Genomic DNA, 26,748 nt, shown 5'->3' on the forward strand with positions numbered 1-26,748 from the left:
TGGCATCAAAAAGACCAGCATAGCTAGCTTGAATGCCGTTGAAAACATAAAGGCCTATGAAAAAACAAAAAATGCCGGCTGAAAATTTATTCATTTTGTATTATAGTTTTCAGCTGCATTCATGAGGGCTTCGCCGTTTTCTTTTGAAGMCAGTTGTGCGGCYAGAAAGTGCAGYCCGAAAAATTTGTTAGGCCGGRTTTAAGTAGAACGGGGATACAATGCTATGGCCCAGCTGGATGGAAATGCGAAAGCCGTTAAAATATTGATTAATAGTAATTTGCAAAATAACGTCAATGGTAGCGGAGTCGAAGGATCTTTATTCGAATTTTTTGATTGAATTAGCTTGAAATTTGGCATCAATTCCTCCCCTAACAATCCAAAAGATTCTTCAGCTCGCTCATATCCCCTGCCCCGAAACGACGAATGTAGTATGAACTAATGGCTAATGAACAACTGAACTAATAAACCCATTTAAGGAACAGGATCGTGACCATGTTTGCCCCATGGATGACAACGACCAATGCGTTTCAGTGCCATCCAACCGCCTTTAAATGGTCCGTGCTTTTTAATGGCTTCTATCCCATACTGCGAGCAAGTTGGCGTAAACCTGCAATTTGCGCCTAGCATTGGCGAAATGGCATATTGATACACCTTGATTAAACCTAAAAAAAACCATCCGAAAATTTTATTGATGAATTTCATTTGGCTGGATTAAATTTTGAAAGCGTTTAAAAGTAGCAATCAGTTTTTTCTCGATAAAGGTAAAATCGTATTTTTCTTTACCCACAAACTGAATAGAAATCAAAAGCAATCCCCTGTCAGTAGGTAAAGGCAAATATAATTTATCTTGTTTATTTAAGCGATAAGCTTCGCGTATGCGGCGCTTGAGCAGATTGCGATCTACTGCCCGTTTATATCTTTTTTTAGGAACGTTGATTACCACTTGTGCTTGTACATCAGCTGGTTGATCGACAAAAAGATAAGAAATCCGGAAGGGGTATAATAAAAAAGAAGAACCGTTTTTAAACAACAGGTCTAAATGTTTCCTGCTGCATAACCGTTCTTCTTTCCTGAATGTGTACATATATTTTTGATTGATAACTGCAGATTTTGATCTGCCGATCCCGAATTAACGGAAAAGCAATCAAAAATTATGCTTTATGCTTGCGTTCGTCAGAAACCGTTAATCTTTTTCTTCCTTTAGCACGACGTGATGCTAATACTCGTCTGCCGTTAGCTGTTGCCATTCTTTCGCGGAAGCCGTGTTTGTTTCTTCTCTTTCTTTGCGAAGGTTGGTATGTTCTTTTCATGACTGTATATTATCTATTGTAAAATTAAGAGGTGCAAATATAAAGCGATTTCTCTACAAATGCAATAGTGATTAATTATTATTTTTTCTATTTAAGTGCAAATGTAATAATTCTTTTGAAAAAGATGTCCTATGGGTATTTAAAATATGTGCTTGTATGTTTTATTATTTCACCAAACGTCCTTACGGAACGAAAATATCAATATTTTTTTCCACCCATAATCCATCTCGATGCAATGTCATCCTGAGGGATAATTATTTCATAAAATCAATATTAAAGACAGATCTTTTTGGCAAACGGTAGGCTGCGTTAGATCGTCATTCCCAACTTGATTGGGAATCGTAATGCAAGGGCTTTAAGATTCCCGCCTGCGCGGGAATGACGACCGTGCTAATGGATTCTGTCTATGGTAGCCTGTAGAAGGACAAATGTTTTTTGTTTTCAACTAGTAAGGGTCTTCGACAGGCTCAGACTGACAAACGTACGCTTAACTTAACTACATTGCCCAATGGAAGAGAAAGGTACCTAAATTAGTATCGACATGAAACGGTAGAAGGGAGATGCCCAAATAGCAGCAACGACAGCCGTAGAACAAACCTGATTGGGAGTGGAAATCCTTTTTGTCACCCTGTCCAAAGGACTCCTACGGAGCGCGTAGTCGAAGGGCAAAAAGATTGTAACGGAAAGCAGGGCTAACAATAATTTTAGCACTCAATTGCTTTCCAAAAAAGATTTTCATCTTCCCTATCGGTCGGTATGTTATCGACCAACAAAAAACTCGGTAATATTTCATTTCGGTCGGTGAGACACCAACCGATAGATTCATTCGAAGGGTAAATTACAAACCCAACGCAGCCTTCAATTTCACATAGCCGGTTTTGCTTACCGGCAGCCAGATATCAGACTTTAACAGCACTACATAACTATCTTTCTCTTTTAGCTCTATTTTGGTCACCTGGGCCAGGTTAATGATATAAGACCTATGGATACGAATAAACTGGCTCACGTCGAGCGTTTGTTCGAAATAAGCCATCGTTTTGTTCTTATAGAAAGCACCGTCAACAGTACTTAATTTTACATAATCATCATCAGCCTCTAAGTAGTTGATATCGGCAACGGGAATAATTTTAATTACGCCATCTTTTTTAACCACTACCCTATTGTTTTGGGCCGGACTTAAAGCTGCCGCATCCAAAACAGCCTCCGTATTTTCGGTTTGATTTAATTTGTTAGGCAGTTTTTTAATGGCTGCATCAAAGCGCGATTTATCGATGGGTTTAAGCAAATAATCTACTGCATTAACCTCAAAAGCTTTAATGGCATATTCATCAAAAGCTGTAGTAAAAATTACCGCAGGTTTATCTTCAACCAGCTCGAGCATTTCGAAACCGCTTATTTTAGGCATTTGGATATCCAGAAAAATTAAATCAGGCTTATGCAGGGTAATGGCTTTTAAACCTTCGAACCCATCACCACATTCGGCTACAATCTCTATTTCTGCATGATCTGAAAGGTAATATTTTACAATATCTCTTGCTAAAGGCTCATCGTCAATTAGTATTGTTCTGATCATTTTTTTGTGGAATTTTTAGGGTGGTAATATATAAATTATTTGCCTCAATATCGGTTTGCAACAGATGGGTATTCGCAAATAACAGATATAACCTGCGTTTAATGGCACTTAAACCAAATCCTGTTCCTCCGGCAGCCTTCATTTCGGGATCAAAAGGATTTTGTACCCGGATCTGCAAAATATTATACTCAACAGTAACATCTATCTTGATGGTAATGCCTGCCGAGGTATTATAAAGTCCGAATTTAATAGCATTCTCTACAATGGGCTGCAATAAAGTACCTGGCAAACAAAGGTTTAAAGTATCTTCAGCCACATTAACTTCGATATTTAACCTGTGGCTAAACCTCACCTTTTCAATATCAAGATACAATTGAATATACTCCATTTCTTCTTCTACAGAAACCCACAATTCGTCATCACGTTTTAGGGTTCCGCGAAGAAAAGAAGCTAATTTCATTATCATTACGCCTGCCTCCTTCGGATTAACCATGGTAAGTGCAAATACCGAGTTTAAGCTATTGAAAAGAAAATGCGGCTGTAATTGATGTCTTAACTTATTTAACTCGGCCTCTTTGGCCAAACTTTTAGCTGCCGATAGCCTTTCGTGTGTTTCTGATTGCTCCTCTAATCTATACCATAAAATATTAGCCAAAGCACACCAGACTAAACACATAAAAGAAATTAAACCCCTAAAGGCAAAAGAGAAATTGTAAAAATCTTTATACTCCTTATAATCAGAAAATATATAGAGCACCACATATTTTGATGCAAAAATAATCACAAAAGTAAGCGCGAGCGTGATAATCAGTACGTACAGTATCCGCTCATTTTTTGGCTGGTAATACCCAAGCATGTTACTGATGCCAATGCAGGCCAAAGCCAATAAAAAATTATTGGTTAAGCTGTCGGTTATCGATATCCACCAGGAAAAATTAACTATATAATGTAATCCTGCACCACACAAAACAGTCCACACTATTGCAATGGTAAGCGATATTTTCTGTATTTGCGGAACGGATAAAGGTCTAGTTGTCAAAATGGTTTTGATTAGTTAATGATTTATTGCGGTGCGCTAGCTTTTCCAGGTATTGCGCAACCGATTTTGGTTCAACAATCCTGGAACTTACTTCTACACCATCAGCAAGTTCTTCCACTGCCGATATCCCACCTACACCTAAAAACTTCCATACTACTTTATCGCCATTACAATTATTAAAAGATGGGTTAAAATGTATAGCATTTAATTTGGCTTTATCTAAAGCCTGCGCAATCCCCTCTGCCTGGATTAAACGCGTTTGTTCATTAAACTGGGGCGTATGTTTTCCCTCACCACAAATTACCTGATAGATACAATTTACTGCAAACCATTTCATAGGCGATGTTTTATAATAAATGTTTAGAAACTTTTAATTTCGATCCCTCCAAATAAAGCTGTCCCATCTAAAATCAATGTTTTTTTCATCTCTGCTACCGGCATTACATGTGATCTTTTATCTTCAACGCTACCAAATAATGCCGTTACATTCGATTTTATTGCCCAGTTTTGTGGTACAATTAATTTAATTCCTCCAAAAACTGCCGTTACATCAAGCGATACCGTTTCAGGAAAATCAGCCTGAGTCATTACAATATCTGCTCCTCCAAATACAGCCGTAATATCGCCGCCCTGAAAGTTTTTAGAGTAGACCGTTTGGTTACTTCCCCCAAAAACGGCCATTACATCAATAACATCATTATTATTTGTGGTCTTCTGATCGGCAGCTGCGTCAAAATCAAAATCGGCTTTATACTTATCTTTAGGTTTTTTCTTAAACACAAAAGCATCCTTTGGTCTGAAGATTAAAAACCCACCTACTATAACCAAACCAATACCTAAAGCGTATTTAGATAAATCAAAATCTAACCCCGGTATATTACTTAAGGTATTGTAAGCGCCGATCAAAATCAAAATTAGCCAGGCTATTCCTTTAAAGTTACGACGAACGCCGATAAATACACCAAGTGCAATTAAAAAATTAGACCAGCTGAATATCCATCTCGGAATATTTAGTCCCATGTTGTTCAATAGAAATGCAAATCCGATGATGACTATGATGAAACCACTCCAAACTCTTCCTGAGTTTTTAATGTGGTTGTTATCGTTTTTATTAAGATTATCCATGTGTGTTCATATTTAATAATCCAAAAGTATTAATAAGCACTACATCATAATATACACAAGGTGCAAGAACTCGGTAAAAGACGGTAAGTGCCCTTATTTTATCGGTGAAAATTATTTTGTTATTTTGACGGTATGAAATTTTCACTATTAATGTTTGTTTTTGCTATTTCTACCAGCTTGTGTGCACAGGAAATAAGTAACCATTATAAGATTTACGATGTAAAAAAACAGAAATCCATATCAATGGACGACATTGTTACTGATATGAACCAGGCTGATGTTTTATTCTTTGGCGAAGACCACAACGATTCTATAGGCCATTATCTGGAAGCAGAGCTTTTTAAAAGACTTCATTCAAAATATCCATTAAAAACGGCACTGTCTTTAGAAATGTTCCATACCGATGTACAACCTGAGGTAGATGAATACCTGGCAGGATTAATTTCAGAAAAGAACTTTATTAAAGAAGGCAGGGCCTGGGGCAATTACAAAGATTATAAACCTTTAATGGAGTATGCCAAACAAAATAAGCTAAAAGTTATTGCTGCAAATGCCGCTACGCGTTACAGCAATGCTGTTACTATGGGAGGGCTTAAAGTTTTAGAAAATTTCCCAAAAACATCATTTAATTTTTTACCACCCTTACCTATTGATACGGCTCAGGGTAGGTATTATGAAAAATTTACAGAAACTTTGGGTGGCCACAGCATGGGCTCGATGAAAATTTACCAAACGCAAAATTTATGGGATGCGACCATGGCATGGTCTATAAATAAGTTTCTTAAGGCAAACAGAGGCTTTAAGGTTTTTCAGCTTAATGGACGTTTCCACAGCGACGAAAAACTGGGAACATTGGTGAAACTGGCTCAGACCAATCCAAAACTAAAAATCCTGAACATTTCATCATTTTCTGATGAAAGCTTTGCCAATCCCGATTGGGGAAAATTTAAAAAACTCGGCGATTATATCATTATAACCGATCCAAATGTAAAAAGAAGTTATTAAAACAAAATAGCCGCCCCTTTTTTGCATCGGGACGGCTTTTATATATTATGCTTTTGTTTTTAACAGATCTCTGATTTCGGTTAAAAGGGTTTCTTCTGCCGTTGGTACTACCGGTGCTGCAACTGCCACCTCTTCCTCTTTCTTTTTCATTCTATTAATTGCTTTAACCATCATAAAAACAATTAAAGCCAGCAATAAGAAATTAATGGCTACCGTAATAAAGTTACCATAAGCAAATATAGATGCATCTGGTGCGGCCTTTTTAGCATCTGCCAGCGAAGCACCCTTTGGAATCAGTTCGGCACCTTTACCCATTGCAAAATAAATGCTGCTAAAATCTGGTTTACCAACCATTGCAGCTACAATAGGCATCACTAAATCGTCGATTACGCTGGTAACAATTTTACCAAAAGCACCACCTATAATTACGCCTACCGCCAAATCGAAAGCATTCCCTTTAATGGCAAATTCTTTAAATTCTTTTACAAAGCCCATATTTTATTAAGTTTTAGTTTATTTATTCACTAAAGTAGCAAACATTAAACTCAATACAAATGTTTATGAAATAATTTTAAAACCAAACATATCGATAGCATTTAAGTCAATTCAGCAGAATATCTGAAATCTATTGTTTATTTTTGCCCCATTCTTTTATATTTACTATGCTAAAGCAACACTTACAACAAAAATTATTACAAAAGTTATCACCGCAACAAATACAGTTTATTAAACTGTTGCAGGTGCCAACCGTTGCTTTAGATACCCGTGTAAAAGAAGAACTTGAAGAAAACCCAGCACTTGAAGATCCAAGTTTAATGACTCAGGATGAGCCAAAGAGCGAATATGATGATCTGAATGATGGGCCTGAAGATTACGAACAATCATCAGAAGACACCAGCATGGATGAATTTAATGTAGATGATTATTTACAGGACGATTCTACCAATGATTATAGCACCAACTATAATAACGGTGATGACGATGAAGAGAAAAAAGAAACACCAATTGCCATTGAAAGTACTTTTTTTGAAAGTTTACAGGAGCAATTAGACCTTATTCCCCTATCCGACCAGGATTTTATTATTGGCAAACAAATTATAGGCAGTTTAGATGATGATGGTTATCTACGCCGTCCGCTAGGCTCCATGATTGATGACCTTGCTTTTTCTCAAAATGTTATGGTTGAAGAAGAGGATGTACTGGAAATGTTAAAACTGATCCAAAGTTTCGACCCTCCAGGCATTGGTGCAAGAGATCTGAAAGAATGTTTACTGATCCAATTAAAAAGGAAAGACCCAAACAATCCAATTATAGTAAAAGCAATGAATGTTGTAGAAAACTATCTGGACGAGTTTACACGTAAACATTACGATAAATTAGAAAAAAGTTTAGGTTTAGATAGTGAAGAACTTAAAGAGGTTGTAAATGAAATTCTGCGTTTAAACCCAAAACCAGGTGATGCCAATCAGGTTACCACCAAACAAATGCAGATTATTCCTGATTTCCATATCAGCAATAATGATGGCGTATTAATTTTGACGCTAAATTCTAAAAATGCTCCTGAATTAAAGGTAAGCAGATCTTACCAGGAGATGTTTGAGCATTACGACAAAGCTTCATCGAAAGATAAAAAGCTGAAAGAAGCTGTTCAGTTTGTTAAGCAGAAATTAGATTCTGCACGATGGTTTATCGATGCAATTAAACAAAGACAACAAACTTTGTTAAAAACCATGAATGCCATTATGCACTATCAATATGAATATTTTTTAACCGCCGATGAGCGTAAAATGCGCCCAATGATCTTAAAAGATATTGCCGATAAAATTGATATGGATATTTCAACCGTATCAAGGGTGGCAAACTCTAAGTATGTGCAGACTGAATTTGGTACTTTCTTATTAAAATCATTCTTCTCAGAAGCGATACAAACCGAAAACGGTGAGGAAGTTTCGAACAAAGAGGTTAAAAAAATATTGGAAGACTGTATTGGTAACGAAGATAAACGCAAACCTTTAGCTGATGAAAAATTAACCGAAATTTTAAAAGAAAGAGGTTATAACATTGCCAGAAGAACCGTTGCAAAATATCGTGAGCAGATGAATATCCCTGTGGCAAGGTTAAGAAAAGAACTTTAGATCAGTTGGCAGTTATCGGGTTTACAATTCAAAGTTTACAGTTACTTTTCTAAAGTATAGAATTTAAATTGCCAAAGAAAGTGTTGCGCTCCAAATATAACTAGTGTATTTATTGTGACTGGGAAAGGAACAGTTCCGTGTGCTTGGCCGTCTGCAGTCCTGCCATTCGCTATAGTCCCGATGAAAAATCGGGAGCTGCCGCTGCTGTCAGGTTTAAGCACAAAGTTTCTGCACCCTGCAACCTCAAAAATAAAAAACTGCCTTGGCCATTTAGCCCCGGTTGCAGCGTTACCCTGCAGCGAGGAGGCACGACGAAGTGAAGCGTGAAAGCGAAAAACGGGAGGAAACTTCCTGTTCTATACAGGTTTTGCGCTCCAACCTATAAACCATACACTTTCATCTACCTGAATACCAGTATATTACCACATTTTAATATACGATGGCACCTTATAGATATTATTCAGCAATAAACCCAATACAATTTCGTGGCTACCATTACTTACCTGATTTAATTGAGATGTTGTAAAATCGTATGAATAAGTTAAATTAACCATCTTGCCAATATTAAAGCCAGCCATTGCTGCAAACGAATCATCTTTACGATAACTTCCTCCTAACCAGATTTTGTCTTTAAAAGCCAATTTCATGTTTAGATCAACAGAAACCGGTGCAGGTGATACGTATTTTACCATTACCGATGGTACTGCAGCAATTTCATCATCAAAGAAAAACTTATATCCTGCGGTAGCAAAATAATGTGGTGCCTCTTTACCTAAATTATAACTATTATCGCCTGTAAAGCTTAATTTTTGTGGTAAAATTTGCTGTACCGATAAACCGGCAAATAACCTTGCGCCATATAACCATAAACCAATACTCAAATCGGGTTTCACCTGGTTAATCAGCGCCCTGTTCATAATCGGATCTACCGGTGTGTCGAAAGTAAGTGCATTTACATCTAACGAGATACTCGAAATACCTGCAGCAACACCTGCCGATAAATTGAAATTATTACTTAGCTGTAAATGATAAGCATAGGTAACATTGGCATCCAACCTTTTTATGGGGCCAGTTTTATCCAATACGGCCGTTACCCCCATTCCATGATGCGACGGCGACGACATGTAGTTTTGCATATAATTACGGTCCATCGGATTACCTGTTTGCTCAGGGAAAGAGGTGAGCGCATTACTCCACAATTGATTATCTCCCAGCGCCCAATGTGCCGATACAAATGAAGTTTGAGGCGCATCGGTAATCCCCGACCATTGTTTACGGTAACCAGCTTTAAAATCGAGGTAATTTTCAATTCCTGAGAGCGCCGGATTTAGCAGATACTGATTAAAAATGTATTGGGTATACTGTGGCTTTTGTTGTGCAAAACCCTTAAATGTTGCAAAAAGTACAAATATGATGATGAGCTTCTTCAATTTATCTGATTATAGTGAGCGGTCCTGTTATTGTTTTTCGTCCGTTACGCGGGTTAATGATATAATAATAAACACCTACCGGAAGCGGTTCATTTTGGTAATTCCCATCAAAAGGAATTTTATATCCAGTGCTAAAAAATACCCTATTTCCATTTCTATTAAAAATTTCGACGGTAGCATTTGGATAAGATTCTAAATATTTAATGATCCAGGTATCGTTTACATTATCGCCATTTGGCGTAAAGGTATTAGGTGGATTTAATACTTGCAAAACTTTTACCAACACTGTTGATGTTGTGGCGCATCCGTCAGGCTGTGTGGTTGCTGTAAGCGTATATTCTGTATCATTATCTGGCGATGCAATCGGATTTAATATATCCGTTTTGTTCAAACCTGTTGCAGGCGACCAATTATATTTCAAATTAGTGCCTTCAGCTGTTGCAGGGATCTCGATCTGTCCACCTGCCAGGATATAAACCAATGTACCTGCATTTGCAACAGGCGATTTGTACACCTCAATCGTATTCGTTATAGAACTAGGGCAACCATTATCTCCCGTAAATGTATAAGTGATGAGATGTGGTCCAAGTCCGGCAATTTTAGGATTAAAGGTACCGTCTGCTTTTATGCCGTCGCCACTATATACGCCTGGCATTCCATTCATTTCTTCTCCAACTTTTTGTTTAGCCTGCGTAATTAAAACGGTGCCATCAGCCTCGCAAACCGGAGTCATCTCCTCAAACACCAATTGAGGCACTGGTTTTAATGTAAGTGTTTGATCTGAATATTTTGAGCAGTTTTCTCCCGAATAAGCCACAAGCCTGATGTTGAATGTCCGATCTGCGGTGCCACCAAAACTGTCGTACTTAAGAACAAAAATTTCGTTATCATCCGGATAAGGGATTGTTTTATAAATGGAAGTTTCTTTACCAAAATCTCTATATATCTCAATTTTTGTAATATTACCCGTAAATACAGTAGATTTATTTTTAATCATGATGTCCTCACTCACGCAGCTATGGTCGTTGATAATTTCGAAATCCACTGCTTTAACATCACCATTAACCGTAAATGGCTTTGATGCGAATGACTCACAACCATCCTGATTTTTCACCGTCAAGAGCACATTATAATTACCCGTGGCAGCAGGCGTAAAAGCGCCATCGACATCCGTTGTAGTGGCTATTACATTATTGTTTTGATCGGTATATTTCCATACAAAAGTTAATCCGGTTGTACTTCCATCAGCATTTTTGGAGGTGTTCTTAAATCTAGCTACACCATCATTCAAACAAAAATCAGGCAGTTCGAAATCAGCAGATTGTGGATCAATTACGGTTACAATTTTACTTTTCACTACACTCACACATCCTTTATCACTTTCGGTTGTTAGCGTAATAGTATAAGAACCAGTAGCACTGTATTGATGGATGGGGTGCTGTTCAGTAGAAGGGGTACTTCCATCGCCAAAATCCCAGGCCCATTTCACAATAGTCCCAGTGCCTTCTATCGTCGATTTTTCTGTCAAAATAATCGGTCTGCCTGCACACAAACCTTTCACATCAAAATCGGATAAAGGTTGAGGGTTAATTACAATTGGAAATGCTGAAGATGTTTCCGAACATTTAGAATCTGTTATGGCCGTTAAAACCACATTATAAGTACCTGGGCGATCGTAAACATGAACAGGGTTCTGCTCAGGAGATGTTTTTCCATCACCAAAGTCCCATAACCACTGTGTAATGCTTCGCGAATTTGAATTGGATGTACTTTTATCAGTAAATTGAACACCATTGGATTGACAACCAGTAGCGGGTAATTCGAATGCGGCAGTAGGCTGATTATCAACCGAAAAATCTATAATCAATTCTTCTGTATTGCCACAATTATCGGCGTTGGGCTTAGTTGCAATTACTTTAAACTGATAATCACCGGGGTTTGGATAATTCAGGTCGTTAGGGTACTTGTAGGTGTAATAAGTATTATTATCATTTGGTCTGGTAAAGGTATTTATTGCCACCGGATTATCATCAGTAAAACTCGCTGCCCCCTCAATTTCCCAGTCTATTTTAATAGCCTGGTAAGGTAAATTTATAGTTAAACTGATGGGCTCCCCTAAACAACCGCTGCTAATGGGTTGTCCCGTAACTGTACTGGTAGGCTGAAAAGTAAAGTTCTGAATATTTGCTCCAGCTAAGTATGCGTAAGACTCTACCGTCCCATAGCCATACGAAATTGCTGAAAAACCACCTGCTGCAGATAACCTATGCTGGGGCTGCGTATTGGTCACATCAATTACAGCATAGCTAAATACATTATCAATAGCTGTAAAATTACTTACTGGGTTACCATCCAGCCTAAACGAAGCTATATCTGCTGTTTTAATAATTACATTGAGATAGTATCTGGTGATCTGCGTAGGAACCCCTACTGATCCCAAATCAGAGAAAACCGTTATATTATTTAATGTTTGCTCTACAGGGTTAAGCACGGTTATTTCAGGATCGCCTGGAAATTGCGCTTGATTGGTACCTGTTCCATTGTTTTGATTGCAAGTTTGCGAAGTTTGGTATTGCGCAACAGCAATTGGTTTAGAGCCAGAAATTATATTTGCTGAAGTAGAAAAAAAGGTAACTACCGCTCCCTTATTATATGGATTAGAAAGCGGGGTTCCATTGGCGCTTGTAGTACTCCCATTAACGGTTAATATCGTATTATCGTCAGCTACAATTATCCTCATAATATCGGTATTACCATGAAGAGTATTATAAAAAGGTGCAGTTACAAAATTTTTCCCCCATGCAGAAACTGGAAAAATCTGCTGATACAGGTTATCGCCACCACTCGGATTGCGGCTATTACCTTCATTACAAAATGCTGCCCAGGTATTACCTGTAAATACGGCTACAGGGTTACAGTTCAAGGCTTTAATGTGGCTTCCTGTTAAATCACCAACTGATTGATATTGATAAACATCGCCTTTATTTAACTTAATGGTAAAAGTCGTATTGGCGGTTCTTCCTCCATATCTTTCGTTTTGTTTAGGCGTAATCTCCACATCTGTATTATCAACCGTTCCTACAATTGTAAATTGAGAAAAGCCTTGTTGATTTCCATGGTTTTCGTAGCTAAAGGCATAATATTCTTGTCCAAGTGTGTTTGTTGGCAATACTAAAGTACCACCCGTACGGGCATTATTAGAAATGATACTATACAATGATATTGCTTTAGTGGTAACTACATTAATGGCTTTATTTGGCTCTATTAAATTGGAGCTCCCCATTAATACGGCATAGGTATTTGGATTGATTACAAATGGCAAACAGCTATTGGCCGGAATAGTGGCACCAACCGGAGACACCAAAACGCCCCCAATATAAACCTTATATCCGGTAGCCTGATCTGTAGATAAAAACAGCGTTAACCTGGAGTTATTACCATCAATATGCCCTGCATAAGGAACATAAAAATCTTTTCCCTTATTTGATGTATTTTGAGCAAAAGACAAAGATGTTGCAAAAAGCAAGATAAGCAAAACCAATAAACAATGCCTGCTCATTACCTATCAGTTTAATTTGAAAACGTTATACATGTTTGTTTGATTAGATATGCAATATACTATTAATCAAATCACAAGAAAAAACAATTGGTGCAATTTTAACACTTTTAAGCGAAAAAATCACCTTTCGTGTAATAAACCAGAGCAGTGGTGTAAAAAAGTTTTACATAAATGTATAATTCTTATGAGAAGAATTAATAAGATAAAACCAAAAAGCCACCTATTAAAAGTGGCTAAATGATAAAAATTCAGTTACTACCCTGATCGGACTGATCGCCGCTACCGTATTTTGCAGAGAAATCTTTGGCTTTTTCGTCTGCAGCATTATCGTTATGCTCTTCAGGCTCCAGATTTTCATCCAAGCGGTCATTCCAATCATTTATTCCTTTAACCGGATGTTTTGCATTATCTTCTGTAAAATCGGATTTTGATTTAGCCAGATCTTGTTTTTGATTTTCCATGTTAGCGTTTATTTTAGTTAAAACAGCGCCATTAACAGAAAGTTTTGTTTGTTACAATTATTTAACCGGAGGTTCGTCTTTGGCATCTTTAAATTCTTTCACACTTCTCCCTATTCCTCTCATCAATTCAGGCAATTTTTTGCCACCAAAAATAAGCAGAATAACCACTCCTATTAAAATAATTTCTATTGCAGACATATTTTTATATTTTTCACAATATACGTTAATTCTTCTGAAATGGTTTGGTTGATTGGTTCAATTAGCCATTGGTTTTATTCTCGTTATATAGGAAAGCTCTTGAAACAAGTTACCATTGATAGACTTTCAATAAAAAGAATCGTCATCTCGACTGGAGCGCAGTCCCGAACTTTCGGGAGAGAGATCTATCTTGACAGATTTAGCTTCGCTGAGCACTTCGTGGTTCTCGACTGCGTTGCACTCCGCTCGAAATGACGAATCTTGGGGGAGCTATCTCTTTGAATTTCTATGTTATTTAAATTGATTTTTATACAATAAATTATCTCTCAGGATGACTAAGCGAGGGATAAGCTTTGTTATTGCGTATCCGTGCCAAACTTGTTCATTGGTTCATAACCATTGATCTATAAGTTACAAGAAAGATCCTGAAACAAGTTCAGGAGGACGAAACGACGTAAAACATCAACTCCTAAACACTAAACCATCAAAGCATTCAAAGTTCTTTTTTTTATCTTTGGCACCGCTCCATGGCGCATAAATTCGGCGAAACCTTTTAACTGTTTGATTGATTTAATGGCTTCATATCCTTCATAAGAAGTTCTGATTTTGTTTAGCAACATGGTATCTGTTTTAAACATATCACTTTCAACCAACACCCCTTTATTCAGAAATTTCTTAATTAATTCGGCCATTTTGCCGTTGGCGTAAAGGTGAAGCGGCAGTTTAAACACTTCATTATTCAGTTTTTCAAAAGCTTCATTAATCCAAGCCACCTCAGTTTCTGCATTCACCGCTATTTTCCCATCCTTCAACACAATGGAAGTCAAAAATTCGCGGGCACGCTGACGGGAAATTACCCCACCATGAATACCGTCACGCAAAGTGTAGTCCAAACGATCGGCACAGAGCGATGGCAATGGCTGTTCTAAAATATCAAACGTACCATACAGAATCTGGTTAACATTGTATCCATAATTTAACAGCACATCAGGCACTTCCGATCTGCATAAAACTTCGGCGAAAACCTTTTCATGATAGTCTTCATCTGTATTGTCGAAAACATAATCGCCCACATGAGAAAAAGCAGTATGCGAAATATCGTGTAGCAACCCCGCAATTTGTTCCAGTTCCGAACCACCAAGCATCCTGATCAACATGGTAACTCCTATGGCATGCTCCAACCGCGAATGGCAGATATCCGGATTGACCAAAAATATAGCACCGCTTTGATGAATTCCGCCTAACCTTTTTAAAGCATCGGTATTTAACAGATCAGAAAATACCATTGGCAGTTCCATTTTGCCATATAAAAAATCGTTTACCTGGATCATCTTGCTTTATTTAGTTATAAGGAATACTCAGAAACAAAAATACTAATTATTTTAGTTTTTTCTTAAAAAATTATCAACATTAAAACTCACAAAAAACTAAAATAATTAGTCAAAAAATCAAATTCAAATATTTTGAAAGCTATTATTACAATTTCATGATCAACAAAAAACCAACTGCAAAAACAAGCCAATAAATTAAACGTTATAATTGTAAAAAACAGGTATATGGCAACTGCTCAGCAAATTAGAAAAGCATATTTAGATTATGTTTTAACAAACAATGAAAAACCAAAATCGGTTTATGTTTTTGTGAAAAAGCTTAAAATTACCGAGGCCGATTTTTATCAGTTTTTCTCTTCTTTTGAAAGCATTGAAAAAATAATCTGGTTCGAACTTACTTTCGAAACCATTAACAAAATTAAAGAGCAGGAAGTTTGGCCCCAATATACAGCCAGAGAAAAAATGCTTTCTTTCTTTTACAGTTACCTCGAAAACCTGAAGAACGAACGCAGTTTTGTGATTTACAGCTTAAAGAATCACCGTGGTAAATTTTCTACTCCCGATGTACTTGCTGGCGTAAAACCTATTTTCGAAAACTTTGCACAAGAAATTATTGAAGAAGGTTTAGATAGTGGTGAGCTTGCCGAGCGCCGCTTTCTAAGTAAAAGATACAAAGATGCCTTATGTATCCAGTTTGCATTTATTGTTAATTTTTGGATCAACGATGATAGTGAAGGTTTCGAAAAAAGCGATGAGGCCATCGAAAAAGGCATTAATGTAACTTTCGATCTTTTTCAGCATTCGCCAATTGATAATTTATTGGAATACGGGAAGTTTTTATCCAGGAATGGGAAGTTTGCAGAAAAGATGAGGTTTTAAATACCAGATGAAGACACAAAAAAGTATTCCAACTACAAAGGTAGAACGTTCGGCAAAATTTGTTAAAACAGGTATTCAGATCGGGGGCAACTACATTAAGCATTATTCAAAAAAACTGTTTAACCCTGAAATGGACCGAGAACAGCTTAACGAGGACAATGCAACCGACATATATAAATCGCTGAGCGAATTAAAGGGCAGTGCCTTAAAAATCGCACAGATGTTGAGTATGGATAAGAATATCCTGCCGAAATCTTACGTCGATAAATTTACCCAATCTCAATACAATGCTCCACCCCTTTCAGGTTCGTTAATTGTTAGAACTTTCACCAAAAATTTCGGTAAAACACCTGAAAATATTTTCGATAGTTTTAACTTAAGCTCCAGTAATGCAGCTTCTATTGGACAGGTGCATCAAGCGATGCTTAATGGTAAAAAACTCGCCATTAAAATTCAATACCCTGGTGTTGGAGACAGTATTTCTTCTGATCTGAAACTGGTAAAACCTTTCGCTTTCCGTTTATTGGGCATGTCGGAAAGGGAATTGAATATCTATATTAAAGAAGTTGAAGAACGTTTGCTCGAAGAAACAGATTACGAACTGGAAGTTAAACGTTCTATCGAATTTTCAGAAGCCTGTAAAAACCTCGATCATGTTGTATTTCCAAAGTACTATCCAGAATTATCCGGAAAGCGGATCATTACCATGGACTGGATTGATGGTTTGCATTTAAAAGAATTTTTACAAACAAATCCTTCTCAGGAATTACGTAATAAAATCGGACAGGCGCTGTGGGATTTCTATAATTTCCAACAGCATGAGCTAAGGGCTGTGCATGCGGATCCACATCCTGGAAATTTTATGATTACACCGGATGAAAACCTTGGAGTAATTGATTTTGGATGTATAAAAGAAATGCCTGATGATTTCTATTACCCGTTTTTCGCCTTAATTTCTACTGATGTAATTAATGATAAAAATAAAACGATAGATGCATTTAGAAAACTGGAGATGATCCATGCCGACGATTCTCCTGAGCAGATTGAGTTTTACCATAAATCGTATAGGGAGATGATCAGTCTATTCGCCAAACCCTATACCAGTAAATTTTTCGATTTTAGTAAACCTGATTTTTTTGAGCAACTATATATCTATGGCGAAAAAATTTCTAAAATGCCAGAATTTAAACAGGCTCGTGGCGTAAAACATTTTATTTACGTTAACCGGACTAATTTTGGGTTGTATACGATATTACATGAATTAAAAGCAACGGTTAAAACAGATACGTTTAAGCCTAATGTAACTGCCTAGAGAAATTCATTTCGATAAATCGTCATTAACAACCTGATTCGGAATCTTAATACAATAAGCTTTAAGATTGTGCCTGCGCCTATCTTGTGGGCACATCTTTTGCAATATTCTTAGCATTGACTGTCATTGCCAGCTTGACTGGCAATCTTAATGCAACAAGAAAGGTTAGTGAGCAATATTTGAAGCTTTAGGATTCCCGTTTTCACGGGAATGACGCAAGATGAATAGAATTGTGTCTACGCGACCGGCCTGCGCGGGAATGACGACTGCCCTAATAGAGAATCTATCATTGATAGCGTAGTGAGAAATCTATTGGCTTAAATCTAAATAATGTAACTTATAGATTTCACTCCCGAAAGGTCGTCATTTCGATAAAAATCTAGCTGTTTTTCTTCACTACTTCAACCAAGTGATCGATATCAAACGGTTTTTCGATATAATCATCAGCTTTGCATTCTTCTGCCTGTTGAGGTAAGTTATTTGACGTTGAAGTTAACACAGCCGATACATCTTCTGTTTCAGGGTCAGATTTAAGTTCTTTAATCACCTGTGATCCTCTCTTTTTTCCCTTAATGTGATCATCCACAATCACGACATCGGGTTCAATTTGGTCTATTTTATCTATAGGCTCAGTTGTTAATGATGCCGTAACATCAAATCCCTCCTCTTCCAGTACATGGTCCATTATATCAAGGATATCTTTATTATCCTGAACAAGCACAACCTTTTTCTTCATAAATAAACAGACTAAAATTCTCAATAAATATAAAGAAAAAGACTAGATCAATAAAAAATCTTAAAATATTTTACAAATGCTTGGTAAAAGTTTCAAGTTTTCGTCTTGAATTAATGCCTGTTCGTCGAGTATTAACTATCGATTGTATAAAAACGCAACATTGCCTGCAACGTTTTTCATTTCACTGCGTCTTATCATCAAAACTATAACAAAAAGACTTAAACATTTAAATAACAATTAATTAACATTTAATTATTAAATAAAAATATTATGAAAACCTCAATCAAAACCTTAATCGCCACTTCATTAACAGCAATCGTTCTATCATCAGCTCTATTTACGACAAGCGTTTCTGCAACAGAAAAAGAGCCAGATGCAATTTTAAAAATATCAGCTTTTAAAAGAATTTCTGTAAAAGGAAATGTAGAAGTAACCATTATCCAGCGGAGTAACCCAGGCATTTCTTACACTGATGATAACACAGGAACAGCAAAAGTGATGCAGGATGGTGATAATTTAAAAATTACTTCAACCAGTACCGAAAAAGCAAAACTAACTGTTTATGTAAACGATTTTTACAGAATAGAAGCATCAGAAAATGCAATTGTTAAAACTGAAGGAAAACTAAAAACTAAATATCTTCAGATCTTTTTAAAAGGAAATGCACATGCCGAAATCAATACCAGCTCAGAAGGTTTGTACACTGTAATTGCCGATAATGCAGATTTAAAATTAAGTGGTTCAACTGATCAACATACTTTGGTTATGGGTAAATCACAAAAATTAACCATCGATAGATTTGCTGCTTTAAAAACGAACATCAGCTCTGTAGAAACTTTTGCAATTGAAAAAGAAATTGCTGCAATCAAATAATAAAAACGCACAAATGAAATAAGGCTTTCTGATCTGATCAGAAAGCCTTTTGTTTTAAACATAATATAGTACAAACTTCTAAGGAGGCTGTATCATAAATATAGCTTGTCATCCTGAGCCTGTCGAAGGACCTGTTTAAATACTTCGCAAGACGTTTCGAAAGCTCAACGTGACAAGTTCGAGTGGAATCAAAATTTATGATACAGCCTTTAACTTGTAGCGTCACTGATCTGTAGTTTTAGTGTTGTAGCACTTTCGCGATTTCCTTCTCGATGGATTTGATCTCTTTAGGTTTAAGTTTTTTAGCAGCATCTGTTTTACCTGCTACTTTACTTTCCAGATATTTTACGCCTACCCTTAAAGCTTTTAACCCGGAAACACCTTGAAGTTCATCTAATTCAAGTTGCTCTAAATCGTCGTTTAAATAGCCTTGAACCTGCATATATTTAATGTACTCCATATATTCTTTGGCTTCTTCAGGATTGAAATAAACCATTGCGATTTTATGGGGCTGTGTTAAACGTTCGGTTGTACCTTTAACCAATACTTTATCAATACGTTTTTTAACTACTTCGTAACGGATGTTGTAAGCACCTTCTACATCAAAACGGCGTTCATCGTTCCTAAAGCTAATATCAATTGCATTTGAGTGGATAAAGATCAGCTGTGTGGTTTCTAATGCACGGGGCATTTCGCCAATTAAGCCTTTCGATAAACGTGCGATATCGACCATTGAAGTTAACTGCCAAAGACGGATATTTTTGAGATACAACAAATCAAATGGCCGATCTGGTGCAATTTCCTGTCCGATGTAAATATCGTACTCCACTCCATCAGTTCTGAATTTGGCAAAATAACAAGGGTATGAAGCCTGTAAATTAGCCTGCGATTTTTCGAGGTACTGACTCACTTCGGTATTGATCAGCTGCATCGAAATTTCCAACTGCCTGCGATTTGCAAAAGCAGCGCCAGTTTCTGGAACAATTACTTCGAAATAACGATCTACAAATTCAGCTGTTATCGGGTAATTTCCTTTTATAATTGATAAGAAAGGGTAAACTTCGATTTCTAAAAACTCGTTCAGTTTATTTTCTTCGTTTGATGAAGCAAAATCGCCGATGCGTTTAATCCAGTCTTTACAATTGAACAATAGTTTATCGGTAAGTTCTAAAGAAACATGCTTACGGATGGCTTTTAAAGTATCAATTAAACTATTTAACTGCACTTCCATATCATCTTTTAAAGCTTTATTTCGCTCTATTGTAGAATTACGGATATCAATTGCGCCAAACAGCGGATACATATGTTTAAAGGTGATCGTTTCGATTTCCTTTAATTTATGGTAACTGTTATTCTGCTGAAGAAAATGCCAAACAGCTTCGTTAAATTTCCATTGTACCGATGGTTGCAAGGCGGTAAACTTATCCATCAGCACTTCGTCCATTTTAGCATCAAATTCTTCGATACTGTATTGGAAAAGTTGACCGATTAAAGGCATTGCCGGGCGTAACCTCGATAAAAGTTTATCATCAACCACTACTTCCTCATTCGAATAAACCTCTAAAACGCCAGCCAACTGCGTATTGTAATATACAGGCAGTACTGAGTAAGAACAAACACCAGCGGCTTTTAAAACCCTTAAAAAAGGATCTTTATCAATCTGATCGTCATTAATAGCGCTTACAAAAATCGACCTTGGATTTTCTTTATACTTATCAACCAACGAATAAAAAACTTCTTCTTCGAGATTGGATGATTTTGCCGAATTAATCAGCATACTTTGTGAAAACTCCTGATTATCGAAAACGAGCTTATTGTTAACGGTTAAAAAAGGCATTAAACCAAATTCGAGTTTTCCGTTTCCGCTAAGCGTTTTTAAAGCGTGGATTACGTGTGTATAGGCTTCGGTTTGATAACTGTGATTAACAAGCGCATCGCGGATACCATCTATAGCATGTTGCAAGGTCACATCTGTTATTGAGATGATGCTGAATCCTTCAAAGTGAAAATCTTGTAAAGGCAGGTGTTTTACCAGGTATTCCAGTTCGGTTTCGTCTTGAAAATGCTTGCCCAGTTCTTCAAAATTAAGTTCAGGTAAATCGCCCTTATGCATAATATCTACAAACTTCGTATCGGTTTGGATATTATAGTATTGTGTCAGTTTTGTTTCCTGATTAATGTGCGCATAAATGATCTCATTTTTCAGCACTGAAGTAAAATTATAAAAACGGCCTAAAATAACATTGTAAATAAACTTAAGCTGTTTTTTCTCAATAGGCTCGTTGTCTTTCGTTACTTTATTTTTAGGATCATGATCCTTAAAAAATTTATAGAATGCATTGGTGCTAAAGAAAATCTGATCTGGAATTGGGGTACTTAAAGCCCAAAACAAATCATCTTCATTATCCATTAAAGGGGTTAGAATGGTAAAAATTAATTCTAAGGTATCTTTATATTGAGATAAATCTTCGGCACTGATGTTGCCAAGCAGCACATCGTCTTTTTCAATTTTTTGAAGTAAAAACCTGTAAAATTCAGATTTTACCGATTTTTCTGTTTTCAATCTGCCTTTTAAATATTCCACAAGTGGGCGGAAAGACAGAGATGATTCTACCTGGCAATGTATACATTCGTTTTTATGTATCTGTATTACATTGGTATTCATTGTATAAGTTTTGCTATAGTGTAAATTTTATTGTTATCTATTTAATTACTAATTCATTGCAAAGATACATACTCATTAAAGCAATGTTCGTCTGCTGAACGTAATACTTGGATATTACATCTATTAATATGTTACACAAATTTAGTACCTAAAATTAAGCGATACGTATGGGTACCAGCCATCAGACGAGTGTCCCATTACAAAACGCACAACTGTAAGTGATGCTGGTGCAAAATAAACGCCCCCTCCTACACCATGGTGCCATAATGTAGAAGTTTCGTCACGTTTCCAAACCCTACCTACATCATAAAAACCCAATAAGCCAACTTGTCCGGGTAAAACATAACTAACCAGATCGCCAAGCTTGGCCCTAAGCTCTAAGTTGTTATAAAAAGTATGTTCGCCGGCAAACCTGAACTGGCGATACCCTAAGAGATTCCCTTGTCCGCCCAGATATAAGGCCTGATAAAAAGCTGGTTTACCAATAGTTACCCCTCCACCAAAACGATCTGCCAAAATGAAGTTTTTTCTGCCATCAAGGTTTTTGTACAAAGCTATACTGGCCGTAAACTGTCCGTAAGAATTTGAGTATTTGTTAACGCCTTTATAACCCAAAAGTTTAAAATCAACATAACTGCCCAAAGTTGGTAACAAATCATTATCGCGGGTATTGTTGGTGAAATTTACAAATGCACCTGCAAACATCTTTTCGTTTCGTACCGTAAGCGAATCGGACGAATGCAATTTTGATGGATTTTCGATAAAACGCCCTTGGTTATCTTCCTGATTATATTTATAGTATTGCCACGACGGTCCGACGCTAAAAGTAGATTTAGGGCGGCGCCACCTAATTGAAGCATCAACCTGGTAAAGGTTGAAACGTGTGCGGTAGTACCTGATGTTATCATCATCATCGCCATGCTCCTCAAAACTTGTTTCATTTCCTAAACCAAAGAAATTCTGTGTGTTATTTGGTGCGAAAGCATCGGCTTTTAACACAAAATCAGCCTTACCTAAAGCTTTTAACCACTCTCCTTTATAGTTAAACCTAAAAGCTTTTGTGGAGAATGAATGTAAAAAAGAAATAGTCTGCGAATTTCCATAAGGCTGTTTCCTGAAACCAGGATTAGTTTGTTTGTAGATCAAACCTAATAAAAGGCCATCATCTTGATTGTAACCTGCATTTAACAGCCACGAATTACGACGATACATATCTTTTGGTATATAACTGAAGTTCGAGGTATCATTAGAAATAATTTTTCTGATTTTACTGGCATCCTCTCCATTATAAGTTGCCTTATCCGTTCTACCATATAACTTTACAGATCCGTTGCTATTTGCAAAATCGTAAACTTTAGTACCCTTGCCACCGATAATCCGCAATTTAATATTCGATTTTTTATTGTTCAGGATCAAGCTGTCGTTACCATTGTGCATGTACACCCTGATTTCTTTGGTTACTTTGGGATCGAATTTCCGATCGAAGAGTTCGTCTTTGATATTACCCTCTTTAGAAATTTTATTGATTTTTACGCGTAACCCATCGTTTTCAGCATCGGTAATCTGAATCAGTTCATTTTTATTGGTTACCTCGATATCTACAATGCGGTTAAAGAAATGATAATACTGGTTCATTAACTTTGGCAAAGTGGCTATCCGGTTACGCATCTGTGCCAAAAAGGCATCGTGATGTAATGAGTAACTTGGTTCAGGGAGTTTTTTTAGTGCTTTCTCGAAAACGGCATCGTTATAGTTTGCGCAGAAATCTTTCACAATTTTATCAAACTCCTCTTCATCAATATTGGCTGTCCAACGGCTGCTGATTTCTCTTCCTTCCCATAAAAACCAATTGATATCTTTTATACCACGTTCATAACCCTGCATCATGGGTAATAATGACGAAGATTGTGTGTATCGCTGTAAAAGGCCGTCAGATCTGAAAAAAACCTGATCGCGATCTCTTGGCACCGGCGAATAAAGCGAACCATCTTTAGTTTTGATTTCTTTCCAACGCCATTGGTCTTCATGTCTGTCCCAATCGCCCAATAATACATCAAACGCCCTGGCTTTTACCCAGGCAGGTTCATCTAATCTATTATCGTTATCATCAGTTAGTTTTTTATCCATTTTCGGAGAACTGTCTGATTCTCCTGTGGGTTCTCTTTCTTCGAACAAACACAAAGTATTGGCAAATGCCGATTCAAATTCGCCTAAGTTGTCATCAGGAGAAACCCAGCCAATAATCGGGTTGCTATGCGGGATACCGCCAGCCTTAGCAAGTTCGGGAACTACCAGTGCCGAAAACGGATGCTGTGCGGACATGTTATCCTTTATAATATCTTTAGCAAAAGTTTCGCGCAATGCGGCAGGCAAAAGTACTTCAGGGTATTTCTCCACGCTACGCAAAACATATTCTTTACCGTTTTTATCTTCTAATCGTAAAGAACGCGATTGATTGCCTCCACCGCGCTGAGTCGCTTTTAAACCACCCATCATTTGAGAAACCCGTAATACAGGAACCTTTGTTTTTGCAGCATATTCTTTACGGTAATTTTCGCCAAAAATAGCACGGTGAAAACGGCCAACGCTATCATATTCGGGCTTAATACGTACAAAAATACTATCAGCGGTAATCGGTTTATCTCTATTCCTTATTATTTGAGGAATGGTTTCGAACTTTTTAATGTAACTGTAAACTCTTTTAACGCTCGTATCCGAATAAATGTAATATTCGTAGCGCATATCGTTGTTTTTCAACTGATCGGCAACCACGTAGCCCTGCTGCATTTCGTGAAACAAAGAAGTTTTACCCTCTTTATTTGGCGACACCTTTGAACCCGAACCACTGATAACCTGCAATTGTTTCCCTTTAATTAACTGTAAACCATGCTCATGCCCCGCTACATAGGTTACATTTGGGTAATCGCCAAATACACCGGTTACTGATTTAATCATATCCTTATAAGCAGGGTGATTTAAATCTTCAGGGCTTAATAAAGTGGAACGTAACATCGGATAAATAGAGCCCAAAACAGGCAATGGGATATATAGATTTTTATCCAGCGATGTGAGCGGAAAAATGTGGTTCCTCAAATTGAAATAACCGCCATGTGGGCCATAACTCTGAAATGGATGATGTGAGGCTAAAAGAATAACCTTGTCTTTGTTCTCTTCGAGTAACTGTTCCATTTTCACTAAAACCTCATCTTTGGTACGGCATTCGCATTCGCCGTTAGGATTTGATTTATTGTATGGAAAAACCCACCATTCACTATCGTAAGCAATGATGGTTAATTTATCAGTTAATTTAATGGCCACAGGATCAGGGCATCCGTTTTCTGGTATTAGCCTCAGTAATGGATCGTTCTGTGCTTTAAGGAAATCATCTTGCGCTTTGATTTTGGCCAAACCTTTGGGGCCAGATTTATCCCAATCGTGGTTGCCGGGAACAAAATAAACCGCAGCGCCCATTTTACGCATAGGCTCGAACTGTGAACGGAGGATTTTTTTAGTTTCTTCTTCTTCTACGCTTCCAGGAAGACCCATCCCTGTTGGATAAATATTATCCCCCAAATATAAAACGGTTGTTTTTTTGGGAAGTATTTGTTTGGCGGCATTTTTTAAATCCTGCATCTGCGCAGGGTTCATTTCGCCGGCATCGCCAAAAAGAATTACACGATATTTCACATCATCCTGCGCAAGGGCAATGAAGTTGATTAAAAATAAGATGGTAAAAAGGGTAAATCTTTTAATCATAGACTCAGCGTTTGTATAAAGATAGTTATTTTAAAATTTATTTTATTTCTCATGAGCATCGTCCAAGCAATCTCATAAACTTAATTTCAGGTTCGGACCTGTCACGTTGAGCCTGTCGAAACGCGCTTTACCATACATTTTAGTTGGTCCTTCGACAGGCTCAGGATGACAATATATATAATGAGACAGCCTCCTAATAGATCCTGAAACAAGTTCAGGACGACGTTCGCATTAGGGCACCACTACTAAAACCTATTTTTTCAATTTAAACATTAAAATGTTTCCTGCAGATAAAGTACCGCCCTCGTTAGAGATATAAAGGTTCTGATCGCGATCAAATGCAATACCTTCTGGTTGGTTAAAGAAATCTCCTTTTAGCGGGTATGTTGCTTTAATTTTAAAGTTTGCATCGGTAACGACCAATAGTTTATTCATTGATGAAAGCACATACCACTCGTTAGTTGATGGGTTTTTAGCCAAAGCAGAAGGACGGAACTTAATTTTGGCTTCGCCTGATAGGTCAGCTATTTCTTTATAAGACAAGGCAAAAGTTCCACTTGCGGTAAATTTACCATCAGCATATTTAAAGGCATAAATATCCGTCTGGTCGCTTTTATTTTTCTTAATTTCTTTAGTTAATACATACACCAGGCCTGTTTTTTCGTCTGCGGCTAAGCCTTCATATTCGGCTTTAGGAACCAGGTCTTTGGTTTTAACCACATCTGCAACTTCTGGTTTATTGATCTCGCTAATAGGAAAGCTATGCAGTTCGCCATTGCTTTTTAATACAATTACAGTGTTATTTAAGATAGCCAGATCTTCATAATCGCCTTTACCTCCAAATTTGGTAAATTTCGATTCTTTATCGGTTAAACCAAGATGAAACAAATCGCCGTCTTCATCCTGAATCGCAAATACTTCTTTAGGATCACCGTTATGAAATACAATTCCGGAAATTTCGAATAAATTTTGCGGCATGTTATATTTTACAGGATTTGCTAAATCGTAAGGAAGGTTTGATTTTTCTGATCCTCCTGCCGAAACGGTTTCTGTAGAATCACTTTTTTTATCATCACGGTTCGCATTTACACATGATATACCTAAAAAGGCAATGGCAATTAGAAAGCTAGAGGCGAGGAAAGTTTTATTGTATTTCATAAGGGGTAAAATTTAATACTTGTTTATTTATTAATCGTTATCCCGACAGCATAACCGTCATCTCCTTTGGTTTATCGGACTGATTTTTCTTCTTGTAAATAGTATTACAAGAAGAAAGCTTGGTAAGCGTTTAAATAAAAGGCAGGGTGAACTTCCGTCATCTCTAGTTCACAGAACTTGTGGTCGTATTAGTCCCTGCCTTT

Annotated in this window: 22 protein-coding genes; 5 read left to right on the forward strand and 17 right to left on the reverse strand. The window is 37.1% G+C overall.

Annotated features, from left to right (window positions below; all coding sequences use genetic code 11):
• Window positions 1-471 precede the first annotated feature (471 nt).
• From yidD to AC1DNH_RS20810, 7 genes are all read right to left on the reverse strand, one after another.
• Entirely contained in the window at window positions 472-702 is a 231-nt protein-coding gene (gene yidD, locus AC1DNH_RS20780) for a membrane protein insertion efficiency factor YidD (protein WP_215128375.1), read from the reverse strand.
• Window positions 686-1,084: a ribonuclease P protein component gene (locus tag AC1DNH_RS20785; RefSeq protein ID WP_477585269.1), complete on the reverse strand. Its 399-nt coding sequence runs from the start codon at window positions 1,082-1,084 to the stop codon at window positions 686-688. The genes yidD and AC1DNH_RS20785 overlap by 17 nt, the downstream gene beginning before the upstream one ends.
• Before the next feature lie 67 nt (window positions 1,085-1,151).
• Complete coding sequence (gene rpmH, locus AC1DNH_RS20790; RefSeq protein ID WP_010601723.1) at window positions 1,152-1,310, reverse strand: 50S ribosomal protein L34; 159 nt, start codon at window positions 1,308-1,310, stop codon at window positions 1,152-1,154.
• An 838-nt stretch (window positions 1,311-2,148) separates the two neighbouring features.
• Window positions 2,149-2,883 carry a LytR/AlgR family response regulator transcription factor gene (locus tag AC1DNH_RS20795; RefSeq protein ID WP_029280416.1) on the reverse strand — a complete coding sequence of 245 codons (735 nt, stop codon included), beginning with the start codon at window positions 2,881-2,883 and terminating at the stop codon, window positions 2,149-2,151.
• Window positions 2,861-3,922, reverse strand: coding sequence for a sensor histidine kinase (locus tag AC1DNH_RS20800; protein WP_477611008.1), 1,062 nt, complete (start codon window positions 3,920-3,922; stop codon window positions 2,861-2,863). The genes AC1DNH_RS20795 and AC1DNH_RS20800 overlap by 23 nt, the downstream gene beginning before the upstream one ends.
• Complete coding sequence (locus AC1DNH_RS20805) at window positions 3,912-4,259, reverse strand: DUF4288 domain-containing protein (RefSeq protein ID WP_215128380.1); 348 nt, start codon at window positions 4,257-4,259, stop codon at window positions 3,912-3,914. Before AC1DNH_RS20805 ends, AC1DNH_RS20800 begins: the two co-directional genes overlap by 11 nt.
• Window positions 4,260-4,282: 23 nt before the next feature.
• Complete coding sequence (locus AC1DNH_RS20810) at window positions 4,283-5,047, reverse strand: LiaF transmembrane domain-containing protein (protein ID WP_477625622.1); 765 nt, start codon at window positions 5,045-5,047, stop codon at window positions 4,283-4,285.
• Between the two features lie 132 nt (window positions 5,048-5,179).
• Here AC1DNH_RS20810 and AC1DNH_RS20815 point away from each other — a divergent pair, with 132 nt between their 5' ends.
• Window positions 5,180-6,052, forward strand: a complete 873-nt coding sequence (locus tag AC1DNH_RS20815) for a ChaN family lipoprotein (protein ID WP_477585485.1) — start codon at window positions 5,180-5,182, stop codon at window positions 6,050-6,052.
• Between the two features lie 45 nt (window positions 6,053-6,097).
• Here the strand turns inward: AC1DNH_RS20815 and mscL are convergent, their stop codons facing one another.
• On the reverse strand, window positions 6,098-6,547 hold the full coding sequence (gene mscL, locus AC1DNH_RS20820) for a large conductance mechanosensitive channel protein MscL (protein ID WP_477585487.1): 450 nt from the start codon (window positions 6,545-6,547) through the stop codon (window positions 6,098-6,100).
• Window positions 6,548-6,714: 167 nt separating this feature from the next.
• Between mscL and rpoN the strand changes: the two genes are divergently transcribed.
• Entirely contained in the window at window positions 6,715-8,187 is a 1,473-nt protein-coding gene (gene rpoN, locus AC1DNH_RS20825) for an RNA polymerase factor sigma-54 (RefSeq protein ID WP_029280404.1), read from the forward strand.
• A gap of 419 nt (window positions 8,188-8,606) precedes the next feature.
• On the opposite strand, the gene AC1DNH_RS20830 is transcribed toward rpoN, so the two are convergent.
• From AC1DNH_RS20830 to AC1DNH_RS20850, 5 genes are all read right to left on the reverse strand, one after another.
• Window positions 8,607-9,617 (reverse strand): PorP/SprF family type IX secretion system membrane protein, encoded by a 1,011-nt coding sequence (locus AC1DNH_RS20830; protein WP_477584701.1) that lies wholly within the window; start codon window positions 9,615-9,617, stop codon window positions 8,607-8,609.
• 1 nt (window position 9,618) lies between these two features.
• Window positions 9,619-13,176, reverse strand: a complete 3,558-nt coding sequence (locus tag AC1DNH_RS20835) for a PKD domain-containing protein (RefSeq protein WP_477625623.1) — start codon at window positions 13,174-13,176, stop codon at window positions 9,619-9,621.
• Between the two features lie 248 nt (window positions 13,177-13,424).
• On the reverse strand, window positions 13,425-13,637 hold the full coding sequence (locus AC1DNH_RS20840; protein ID WP_477584703.1) for a hypothetical protein: 213 nt from the start codon (window positions 13,635-13,637) through the stop codon (window positions 13,425-13,427).
• 57 nt (window positions 13,638-13,694) lie between these two features.
• Window positions 13,695-13,835, reverse strand: a complete 141-nt coding sequence (locus AC1DNH_RS20845) for a Sec-independent protein translocase subunit TatA/TatB (RefSeq protein WP_083505447.1) — start codon at window positions 13,833-13,835, stop codon at window positions 13,695-13,697.
• Between the two features lie 476 nt (window positions 13,836-14,311).
• Window positions 14,312-15,166: an HD domain-containing protein gene (locus AC1DNH_RS20850; protein WP_477609037.1), complete on the reverse strand. Its 855-nt coding sequence runs from the start codon at window positions 15,164-15,166 to the stop codon at window positions 14,312-14,314.
• 225 nt (window positions 15,167-15,391) lie between these two features.
• On the opposite strand from AC1DNH_RS20850, the gene AC1DNH_RS20855 reads away from it, so the two are divergent.
• Window positions 15,392-16,045 (forward strand): TetR family transcriptional regulator C-terminal domain-containing protein, encoded by a 654-nt coding sequence (locus AC1DNH_RS20855; RefSeq protein ID WP_477586045.1) that lies wholly within the window; start codon window positions 15,392-15,394, stop codon window positions 16,043-16,045.
• A gap of 7 nt (window positions 16,046-16,052) precedes the next feature.
• Window positions 16,053-17,357 (forward strand): ABC1 kinase family protein, encoded by a 1,305-nt coding sequence (locus tag AC1DNH_RS20860; RefSeq protein WP_477625624.1) that lies wholly within the window; start codon window positions 16,053-16,055, stop codon window positions 17,355-17,357.
• Between the two features lie 379 nt (window positions 17,358-17,736).
• Here AC1DNH_RS20860 and AC1DNH_RS20865 read toward each other — a convergent pair whose 3' ends face one another.
• Window positions 17,737-18,093, reverse strand: a complete 357-nt coding sequence (locus AC1DNH_RS20865; RefSeq protein ID WP_477585739.1) for a response regulator — start codon at window positions 18,091-18,093, stop codon at window positions 17,737-17,739.
• A gap of 270 nt (window positions 18,094-18,363) precedes the next feature.
• On the opposite strand from AC1DNH_RS20865, the gene AC1DNH_RS20870 reads away from it, so the two are divergent.
• Entirely contained in the window at window positions 18,364-18,966 is a 603-nt protein-coding gene (locus AC1DNH_RS20870; RefSeq protein WP_230151009.1) for a GIN domain-containing protein, read from the forward strand.
• A 238-nt stretch (window positions 18,967-19,204) separates the two neighbouring features.
• On the opposite strand, the gene AC1DNH_RS20875 is transcribed toward AC1DNH_RS20870, so the two are convergent.
• The 3 genes from AC1DNH_RS20875 to AC1DNH_RS20885 all read right to left on the reverse strand — a co-directional run bounded on the left by AC1DNH_RS20875 (window position 19,205) and on the right by AC1DNH_RS20885 (window position 26,545).
• Window positions 19,205-21,631, reverse strand: coding sequence for a GAF domain-containing protein (locus AC1DNH_RS20875; protein ID WP_477625625.1), 2,427 nt, complete (start codon window positions 21,629-21,631; stop codon window positions 19,205-19,207).
• 141 nt (window positions 21,632-21,772) lie between these two features.
• Window positions 21,773-25,387: a BamA/TamA family outer membrane protein gene (locus AC1DNH_RS20880; RefSeq protein WP_477625626.1), complete on the reverse strand. Its 3,615-nt coding sequence runs from the start codon at window positions 25,385-25,387 to the stop codon at window positions 21,773-21,775.
• A gap of 252 nt (window positions 25,388-25,639) precedes the next feature.
• Window positions 25,640-26,545: an SdiA-regulated domain-containing protein gene (locus AC1DNH_RS20885; RefSeq protein WP_477584041.1), complete on the reverse strand. Its 906-nt coding sequence runs from the start codon at window positions 26,543-26,545 to the stop codon at window positions 25,640-25,642.
• Window positions 26,546-26,748 lie beyond the last annotated feature (203 nt).

It is taken from the genome of Pedobacter sp. 01N310 (assembly GCF_056399805.1).